Raw genomic sequence first — 8,626 nt, 5'->3', positions numbered from 1 at the left:
GGCCTGGTCTCCGGCGGCGTGCCGGTGCTGGGCGTGGTTGAGGCGCCGGCCTTCGACCGCCGCTTCTGGGCGGCCGGCGGCCAGGCCTGGCAGCAACGGGGCGATGAGACGCCGCAGCGCATCGCCGTGCGCCGGCCGCCGGCGGAGGGCATGGTGGTGCTGACCAGCCGGTCGCATCGCGACGACCCCCGGCTCGACGCGGCGCTGCAGGGCCGTTCTGTCGCCGAGCGCCGGATCCTTGGCAGCTCGCTGAAGATCGCGCTGATCGCGGCGGGGGAGGCGGATCTCTATCTCCGCTTCGGCCCGACCATGGAATGGGACACGGCAGCCGCCGATGCGGTACTGCGCGCTGCCGGCGGCGTCATCGACGACCCCGCATCCGGCCTGCCGCTGGCCTATGCCAAGCCCGGCTTCGCCAATGCCGGCTTCGTCGCGCGCGGGGGCGCGACGGACTGATTCTTCCTGACCCTGCAGCCAAAGCAAAGGGCCGCCCCGATGGGACGGCCCTTTGCTTTGGCGTCTTGCCGGACCCCGGATGAAGAAAGGGGCGCCCCGAAGGACGCCCCGATCTCCCGATGGGATCTTTATAGACCGTACAGACCGTCTTAGTTGATGACGATCTCGACGCGGCGGTTCTGCGGCTCGCGCACACCGTCGGCGGTCGGGACCAGCGGATCGGACTCGCCGACGCCGCGGGTGACGATCAGGCTGTCGGCAACGCCGTCCGCGACCAGCTCGCGGCGGACCGACTCGGCGCGACGCACCGACAGGGCCTGGTTGTACCGGTCCGAACCCGAACGGTCGGTGTGGCCGGTGACGTCGATGCGCGTGGTCTTGCCCTGGAGGGCGTCAGCCGCGGCCGAGGCCACGATCTGCTTGGCTTCCGGGGTCAGACGCGAGCTGTCGAAGTCGAAGAACACCAGGTAGCTGCGGCCAGCGACGGTCTGGACCTGCTCGACCACTTCCGGGGCCGGGGCGAAGGTGTAGCGAACGCCAACCAGGATGGTGTGGTTGTTGCTCGCGTCGTACTTCAGCTTGGTGCCCTGGTCGTCGAAGGTCGGCTTGGTGTTGCCGAAGTAGCGGTACTCGAGGTTCGCAGCCAGGTTCGGCGAGAAGTTGTACGACACACCGGCGATGCCCTGGTAGGCGAACTGGGTGTTGAAGTCGCTGAACTTGTTGCCGCCGGCCTTCAGCTCGGAGTCGAGCAGGGCGACACCGACACCGGCACCGATGTACGGCACGAACGGCGAACCGAAGTCGAAGTCGTAGTAGCCGTTGGCCATGATGCCGATGGTGCGGAAATGACCATTCTTGAAGATGGTCTGACCGTTGACCTTGGCGTCCTTGACGTCATTGGTGCGCAGGCTGACTTCGGCGTCCGCGCGGAACGAACCCCAGTCGTAACCGAGGTAGATGTCGCCAGCCGGGCCGACGTCATAACGCGACTTGCCGTCGATGTTGGTGTTCTTGACGCTCCAGTCGTCATTCTGGCGAATGTTGACGCCGGCGCCGGCACCGACATAGAGACCGGTGGCCTGATACTCCTGCGCCATCGCCGGGGCTGCAACGAGCAGGGCGGCCGCACCGACGGCGTACATCACGTTCTTGTTCATATCCAATACCTCGCTGATCACGGTTCAACCGAGGTCTCGTCCCCCGCTTCCTTCAAGGGCTGCGACCAGACCGCTCCCTTTGGATGTACGATGGTCGGGCGTAGACCGCAATTGAAATGGACCGCGCTGTTGCGAATTTCGCGCAGTGTTGCAGCGATGCACCACCGTCCGGCACGGCCATTCGCGATCGGGTTAACTGATTGTTCGGATTTTGGAAACCGAAATCGGGCCGAGTCCGCACGGCGATCCGAATGCAACAAATTCGTGACAATGCCCCGGAAAGCCCGGATTCGGGACAATCCTCAAATTTACGAACAAACCCAAGGGATTGGGCCGGGGCGCTGCGGCCCGATGATCATTCCGCCCTCGCATTGGAGGGAGCCGGCGGGGCAGGGTTTGGCGGGCCGCTGCAGGAAGGCCGGCGCGAATCCGGGAGAATCAGCGGGCCGGCGGCCTCAGCGCAGCCGGTCCCGCACCAGCCGGGCGATGCCGTCCGCGCGCTGCCCGGCCGCCGTCGCCAGGCGGTCGCGGCTGTCTGCATAGACCTGGCGGCGGCCGGCATCGTCGAGGCCGCGCAGATTGACGTCGACGGCATACAGCACCGCCTCGACCGCGCCGCGCAGCGTCGCGGCCCCGGCGCCGACATCGCTGACGATCTGGGTGGTGGCCAGCGTCGCCGCCTGGCCGGCCAGGTCCAGCGCCTCCAGCGCTGTCTGCGCTGCGTTCAGCGGGATCTCGGTGGCGGCGATCGTCGCCTCCTGCAGCGCCGTGCGGCGGGCCGCCTTCTCATCCTCGGTCGCCTTCGGCAGCTTCAGCGCCTGCATATAGGCGTCGAACACGGCGATATCGGCCTCGGCATGGGCCGACAGCTCGGCAATCAGCCGGTCGCCCGACAGGATCAGCGTGTCCAGGAAGGTCCGGTCCGGCGCCTTGTTGGCGGTGATGCGCAGCGCCATCACCACCAGGCCGAGGCCGAGCGTCGCCGAGACCATGGCGGCGGAACCGCCGCCCGGGGTCGGTGAATCGCTGGCCAGCGTGTCGCGGAACGTGGCCAGCGGCCAGCGCCACAGGCTATCTTCGGTCTCTGCGGTCATCATGCTCTCCCGGCGCGGCGCTGCAGCTCCACGGCCCGCAGCAGGTTGGCGAAGATCAGCGTGGCGGTCAGCGGGCCGACGCCGCCCGGCACCGGCGTCAGCGCCGCCACCACCGGGCGGACGCCGTCGGCGTCGACATCGCCGACCACCCGGCCGTCGACCACGGAGATGCCGGCATCGACCACCACCTGGCCCGGCCGGACCATCTCCCCCGTGACCAGGCCGGGGCGGCCGGTGGCGACGAAGACGATGTCGGCGGCGGTGATCGCGGCGGCGAGGTCTCGGGTGCGGCTGTGGCACACCGTCACCGTGGCGTCGCGGTTGACCAGCATCGGCGCCAGGGCTCGGCCGACGGCGCGGCCGCGGCCGACCACCACGGCGCGGGCGCCCTTCAGGTCCGCGGCCGTCTCGGCCAGCCGGATGCAGGCGGCCGGGGTGGCCGGCAGCAGGGCATCGGCCTCGCGCCCGGCGGCAATCAGGCCGAGATTGTGCGGCGTTAGCCCGTCGACATCCTTCAGCGGATCGAGCTGCCGGACCGCGATCTCGGCATCCAGCCCGGCGGCCAGCGGCAGTTCCAGCAGGATGCCGTGCACGCCGGGATCGGCCGACAGCGCGGCGAGGCGGGCGTCGAGCGCGGCCTGGCCGCCGGCGGGATCCACCGTCTCGACCCGGAAGCCCAGGCCCAGCGCATCGGCGGTGCGCTGCTTGGCGGCGGCGTAGCGGGCGACGGCGGCATCGTCGCTGGCCGCCACCACGGCCAGGCAGGGGCGCAGGCCCGGCGGCGTCTCCGCCAGGATCCGCGATCGGATCCGCTCCGCGATCGGCTTGCCCAGCAGGGCGGTGGCTTCGGCCATGGCGAGGTCCCGTTCAGGCGTCCGGCCCGGCATACATCATCGTGACGCACCCTGGCTCGACATTTCCATCGGACAAGGCCATAACGCCGCCGCCCCGTGCCGCTGGGGCCGCGACACCGATCGGCCGATTCGCGGCGCCATGCGAGTCCGGCCCGCAGCAAGCTCCGGAGCGAGCCATGGTCCCCGTCCTGTTCGCGCTCGGCACCAATCTCGGCGACCGTGAGGCCAATCTGCGCCGGGCGATCGCCTGGCTGTGCGGCGAAACGGCCGTCGACGCCGTCTCCGCCGTATACGAGACGGCGCCGATGTACGACGCCGACCAGGACGCCTTCCTCAACATGTGCGTCGCCGCCCGCACCGATCTGTCGCCCGAGGCGCTGCTGGCGCGGCTGAAGGCGGCGGAGGCGGAGATCGGCCGGGTGCCGAGCCGCCCGAACGGGCCGCGGCTGATCGATCTCGACCTGCTGCTCTATGGCGACCAGGTCGTCGACCAGCCGGGGCTGGTGGTGCCGCATCCGCGGATGGCGGAGCGCGGCTTCGTCCTGGCGCCCGCCGCCGATGTCGCCGCCGGCTGGATCCATCCGGTCGAGCGCCGCAGCGTGGCCGAACTGCTGCGGGCGCTTGGACCGCTCTCCGGCGTCACCCGGCGTGACGATTTGCGCCCGAGCTAGGAGGCCTCCGCCGGAGCCGGGCCGGCCGAGCCGCGCTCGATCAGCTCCGGCACCCCCAGCTGCGACGGCGGCGTCTCGCCGTTCAGCAGCGCCAGCACCTGCCGGGCCAGGATCTCGCCGAAGGGGCGCAGCGAGGTGCGGAAGGTCGTGAGGGGCGGGGTGGCCATCACCGCGATCGGGATGTCGTCGCAGCCGATGATGGAGACGTCGTCGCCAACCGTCAGGCCGGCATTGCGCACCGCGCCCGCAGCGCCGAATGCCATCTCGTCATTGCCGCACAGGATCGCCGTCGGCCGCGGCGACAGGGCCAGCAGCGCCCGGGTGGCCGCGCAGCCGCTCTCGGCGGTATAATCGCCGCAGCGATGCCAGGCCGGGTCGACGGGCAGGCCCCCCTCGGCCATCCCCTCCTGCCAGCCCAGCAGGCGCTGCCGGCTGCCATTGACCTGTGCCGGCGTGTTGATCAGGGCGATGCGGCGATGGCCGCGGGCGGCCAGCCAGGCGGTGGCGGTCCGGCCGCTGGCCCGGTGGTCGGCGTCGACGAAGGGTGTTTCCGGCCGGTCGCCGTCGCGGCCGAGCATGGCGAAGGGAAAATCCTGCCGGCGCAGATAGGCGGCGCGCGGATCGTCGACGCGGACCCGGGTCAGGATCACCGCATCGACCCGCCGGCCCTCGACCAGCCGGCGCAGCGTCTCAATCTCCTGCTCGTCCGGCGCCGCGCCCGCCACCAGCAGGGCGTAGCCCGCCGGAGCCAGAACGGCGTCGAGGCCGGTCAGCAGCGGCAGGAAATAGCTGTCGACCAGGCCGGCGGGCGATGGGGTCAGCAGGAAGGCGACGGCGTCGGCCCGCCCGCGGCGCAGGGTGCGGGCCAGCGCGTTCGGCGTGTAGCCGACCTCCCGCGCCGTTGCCAGCACCCGCTTGCGGGTCTCGTCGGCGACGTCGCTGTGGCCGTTGAGAGCACGGGAGACGGTGTAGGTCGACAATTCAAGCAATCGGGCCAGTTCGACGATGCCCACCCGTTTGCCATCCGCCATTCGCACGCCACCCTGTGTTCAGTCCCCAATCTCCGCGAACAGCAGCACTGCAGCCGCCGTGCCGGAGGCGCCGGTGCCGCCGAGCCCCTCGCCGGTGATCGGGTCAAAATACTCGCGGAAGCCGCTTCGCTTCACAACGGCCATGCTGTCGCGGCGGATGCGATTCGTCAGGTCTTGCCGGCCGGCGCGCCGCAGCCCGTCATGCAGCAGCCAGTTATGGGCCAGCGAGACCGCACCCCGCCAGGGTCGCCGAGGGTCGAACCCCGGCCGGCCGGGCTCGGCGCTCGGTACCGCGACCGCCGCCTGGTCCAGCCAGCGCTCCAGCCCGGCGGTCAGCTGCGGGTGCCGGGCCGCCAGCATCGGGTCGGCATAGAGCGGCAGGAAACCGCCGATCCCGGGCTGGCCGACGGCCTGGCCGGTGGCGGCGTCGCGCGAATGGTACAGGCCCCCGGTCTTGTCCCAGCAGGCTTCCAGCGCCGCGCGCGTCCGGGCGATCATGCGATCGACCTCGGCCACGCCGGCGCGGTCGTCGATCATGTCGAGCAGGAAGCGCAGGTCGCGGTTGGCGCGCTGCAGGATGGCGTTGAAGCCGATCTCGGCGATCCGGAACGGGGGACGGGCGGCATCGCCGATGGGGCTGTCGTCCAGCCCGCTCTCCCGCGGGTCAACGATCGCCGCGAGGCCGGTGCCCTCCGGGTCCCGCGCCGCGGCGAACCAGCGGTGCCAGTCCAGCAGCTTCGGCGCCAGCACCTGCAGCCGCGGGCGCGACCGCTGCACGCCGAAGCGCTCGAACAGCTGGCGGATGGCACAGGTGGCCAGCGGCGGGTGGGTCAGGGCCGGCGCGACGGTCCTGCCGTCATGCGCCAGGATGTGCGGCACCATGCCGTCCGGCTGCTGCCCGGCCAGCAGGGTCTCGATCTCGGTCCAGGCCCGGGCCTCGTCGAACCCGGCGAAGCCGAGCGCGGCCAGGCAGGACTCCCAGTTTCGCTGGGCTGCGGCGGGGGCGGAGGCGGTCGGTAAGGTATAGGCGCCGCAATCATTGCCCTGGAGGACGGCGATCGCGGCTGCAGTCAGCTCGGTGGTCATCAATGCTCGTGTCGGGACGGACGGCCAGCGTCACTTCGTGGATTTAGATAAAGCTTTAGGTAAATGCAATTGACAATGCGGCGGCGGCATCGCGGTCGGACGCGATCACGGCTTTACCGCGAGGCGGCGGCCAGCCACACTGATCGGCATGAGGCGCTTGGCGTCATGCGCCCCCGTCATCGTCCTGGCGGCATGGGGGGTGGCCGCCCACGCGGCAGAGATGACGGTCGCGGGGATCACCTTCAGCGACGCGGAAGGCGGCTTCGTGCTCGAATCGGCCAGCGGGAGCGGGCGGCTCGACGACCCGTTCGTGGTGGTCGAGCGGATCACCGGCAAGGGTGAGGCGGCGCTGACCGTCGCCGGGCTGACGGCGGCCTTCGGCAACCGGGTCGGCACCGCCCATCTGGCCGGCTTCGCCCTGGTCAAGGTGGTGCGCAACGACACGGCGGAGACCTGGCGCGACTTCCCGATCGAGCTGCAGGAGCGGCGCGGCGACCAGAGCCCGTACGGCGACGGCCTGTCCTTCGCCCAGGCGCCGGAGGCGGAGCGCGGCGTCCGCGCCGACCGCTTCGCCGCGGCCCAGATGTATGACGAGCCGCGCGACATGGTGATGTTCCATGACGGCGCGGTGCCGCCGGGCGGCACCGTGGTGCTGCGCGTCGTGATCACCGACAACACGCCGGCGGCGCGGTTCTACGTGGTGCAGCGCCGGGTCCAGCCGACCGCATCGCTGGCGCCGGCGCGCCGCATCGCCGCGCGGGCTGGACGATGACGGGCGTCCCGCGCCGCGCGGCGCTGGCCGGCCTGCTGCTGTGCCTGGCGCTGCCGGGGCCGGCGCGGGCGGGCGAGATCACGGCCGACGGGCTGGTGTTCAGCGACGCCGAGGGTGGCTTCGTGCTGGAATCGGCGACCGGGACCGGCCGTCTCGACGATCCCTTCGTGGTGGTGGAGCGGATCACCGGCACCGGCGAGGCGGCGCTGACCATCACCGGGCTGACCGTGGGCTTCGGCAACCGCATCGCCACCGCCCATCTCACCGGCTTCGCCATGACCAAGATCGTGCGCAACGACACCGGCCAGGCCTGGCGCGACTTTCCGGTGGAGCTGGAGCGCAAGCGCGGAGAGGGCAGCACCTATGATGACGGCCTGTCTTTCGCCCAGGGGCCGCAGGTACATCGGTCGATCTGGGCCGAAGGCTTCATCTCCGGCCGGGTGATCGACGAGCCGCATGACGGGCTGGTGTTCGAGGACGGCGTCATCCCGCCCGGCGGCACGGTGACGCTGCATCTGGTGGTCACCGACAACATGCCGGCCGGGCCGATCTATCTGGTGCAGCGCCGGCTGGCGCCGACCGCCCTGCTGGCGCCCGGGCGCGAGCGGATGGGCGCCGCGCCGTCGTAGTGCCGGCCTGCCCCCTGGCTGGCGGCGCCGGTCCTCGCTATATCCAACGGGCCCGGCACGACCGGCCGGGCCGAGACTGAGGCCCATGCAGATCTTCCGTCACACCGAAAACCTGCCGGCAGCGGCGCGCGGCGCGGTGGTCGCCATCGGCAATTTCGACGGCGTGCATCGCGGCCACCAGACCGTGGTCGCGGCGGCGAGGGCCGAGGCGCGGCGGCTGGGTGTGCCGCTCTGCGTGCTCAGCTTCGAGCCGCATCCGCGCAGCCTGTTCCGCCCCGGCGACTCGCCCTTCCGCCTGACCCCGTTCCGGATCAAGGCGCGGCTCTTGGAGGCGCTGGGCGTCGACCTGCATGTGGTGCTGCATTTCGACCAGGCCTTCGCCGCCCGCTCGGCCGAGGATTTCATCGAGACCGTGCTGGTCGGCGCGCTGGAGGCCCGGCACGTCGTGGTCGGCTACGATTTCTGCTTCGGCCATCGCCGCGCCGGCACGCCGGAGACGCTGACCGCCTTCGGCCGGCGCCTCGGCTTCGGCGTCACCATCGTCACCCAGGCGTCGGACGAGACCGGCGGCCTCTACTCCTCCAGCCGGGCGCGCGAGCTGCTGGCCGCAGGCGACGCCCGCGGTGCCGCCGAGATCCTGGGCCGGCCCTGGGAGATCGAAGGCCGGGTCGAGCATGGCGACAAGCGCGGCCGCCAGCTGGGCTTCCCCACCGCCAATGTCGAGCTCGGCGACTTCCTGCGCCCGGCCTACGGCATCTACGCCGTGCGCTGCGCCGTGGACGGGGAGGGGCCGCTGGTGTGGCATGACGGCGTCGCCAATCTCGGCATCCGGCCGATGTGGCGGACCGAGGCGCCGCTGCTCGAGGGCCGCCAAAC

The 8,626-nt window shown here is 71.3% G+C and carries 10 protein-coding genes; 5 read left to right on the top strand and 5 right to left on the bottom strand.

Annotated elements, in window-relative coordinates; translation table 11 throughout:
• On the top strand, positions 1–456 hold a 456-nt coding region (locus ABDW35_RS25940; RefSeq protein WP_343716753.1), incomplete at its 5' end, for an inositol monophosphatase family protein.
• A 149-nt stretch (positions 457–605) separates the two neighbouring features.
• Here ABDW35_RS25940 and ABDW35_RS25935 read toward each other — a convergent pair.
• The 3 genes from ABDW35_RS25935 to ABDW35_RS25925 all read right to left on the bottom strand — a co-directional run bounded on the left by ABDW35_RS25935 (position 606) and on the right by ABDW35_RS25925 (position 3,561).
• Complete coding sequence (locus ABDW35_RS25935; RefSeq protein ID WP_343716752.1) at positions 606–1,613, bottom strand: acyloxyacyl hydrolase; 1,008 nt, start codon at positions 1,611–1,613, stop codon at positions 606–608.
• Positions 1,614–2,068: 455 nt separating this feature from the next.
• A complete protein-coding gene (locus ABDW35_RS25930) occupies positions 2,069–2,707 on the bottom strand; it encodes a cyclodeaminase/cyclohydrolase family protein (protein ID WP_343716751.1) in 639 nt (212 codons plus the stop codon).
• Positions 2,707–3,561 carry a bifunctional 5,10-methylenetetrahydrofolate dehydrogenase/5,10-methenyltetrahydrofolate cyclohydrolase gene (locus ABDW35_RS25925; protein ID WP_343716750.1) on the bottom strand — a complete coding sequence of 285 codons (855 nt, stop codon included), beginning with the start codon at positions 3,559–3,561 and terminating at the stop codon, positions 2,707–2,709. The genes ABDW35_RS25930 and ABDW35_RS25925 overlap by 1 nt, the downstream gene beginning before the upstream one ends.
• 176 nt (positions 3,562–3,737) lie before the next feature.
• On the opposite strand from ABDW35_RS25925, the gene folK reads away from it, so the two are divergent.
• On the top strand, positions 3,738–4,232 hold the full coding sequence (gene folK / locus ABDW35_RS25920) for a 2-amino-4-hydroxy-6-hydroxymethyldihydropteridine diphosphokinase (protein ID WP_343716749.1): 495 nt from the start codon (positions 3,738–3,740) through the stop codon (positions 4,230–4,232).
• Here the strand turns inward: folK and ABDW35_RS25915 are convergent.
• Both ABDW35_RS25915 and ABDW35_RS25910 read right to left on the bottom strand, forming a co-directional pair.
• Complete coding sequence (locus ABDW35_RS25915) at positions 4,229–5,263, bottom strand: LacI family DNA-binding transcriptional regulator (protein WP_343716748.1); 1,035 nt, start codon at positions 5,261–5,263, stop codon at positions 4,229–4,231. The genes folK and ABDW35_RS25915 overlap by 4 nt on opposite strands.
• 18 nt (positions 5,264–5,281) lie before the next feature.
• A complete protein-coding gene (locus ABDW35_RS25910) occupies positions 5,282–6,349 on the bottom strand; it encodes a hypothetical protein (protein WP_343716747.1) in 1,068 nt (355 codons plus the stop codon).
• A gap of 220 nt (positions 6,350–6,569) precedes the next feature.
• On the opposite strand from ABDW35_RS25910, the gene ABDW35_RS25905 reads away from it, so the two are divergent.
• The 3 genes from ABDW35_RS25905 to ribF form a co-directional block, all read left to right on the top strand.
• Positions 6,570–7,121 carry a hypothetical protein gene (locus ABDW35_RS25905; protein ID WP_343716746.1) on the top strand — a complete coding sequence of 184 codons (552 nt, stop codon included), beginning with the start codon at positions 6,570–6,572 and terminating at the stop codon, positions 7,119–7,121.
• Positions 7,118–7,750, top strand: a complete 633-nt coding sequence (locus ABDW35_RS25900; RefSeq protein WP_343716745.1) for a hypothetical protein — start codon at positions 7,118–7,120, stop codon at positions 7,748–7,750. Before ABDW35_RS25905 ends, ABDW35_RS25900 begins: the two co-directional genes overlap by 4 nt.
• Before the next feature lie 85 nt (positions 7,751–7,835).
• The coding region (gene ribF, locus ABDW35_RS25895) for a riboflavin biosynthesis protein RibF (protein ID WP_343716744.1) at positions 7,836–8,626 on the top strand (791 nt) is incomplete at its 3' end.

Source organism: Inquilinus sp., assembly GCF_039594555.1.
In the GTDB taxonomy this organism is placed as follows: Bacteria; Pseudomonadota; Alphaproteobacteria; order DSM-16000; family Inquilinaceae; genus Inquilinus.
This window is presented reverse-complemented; position numbering and strand designations above follow the sequence as displayed.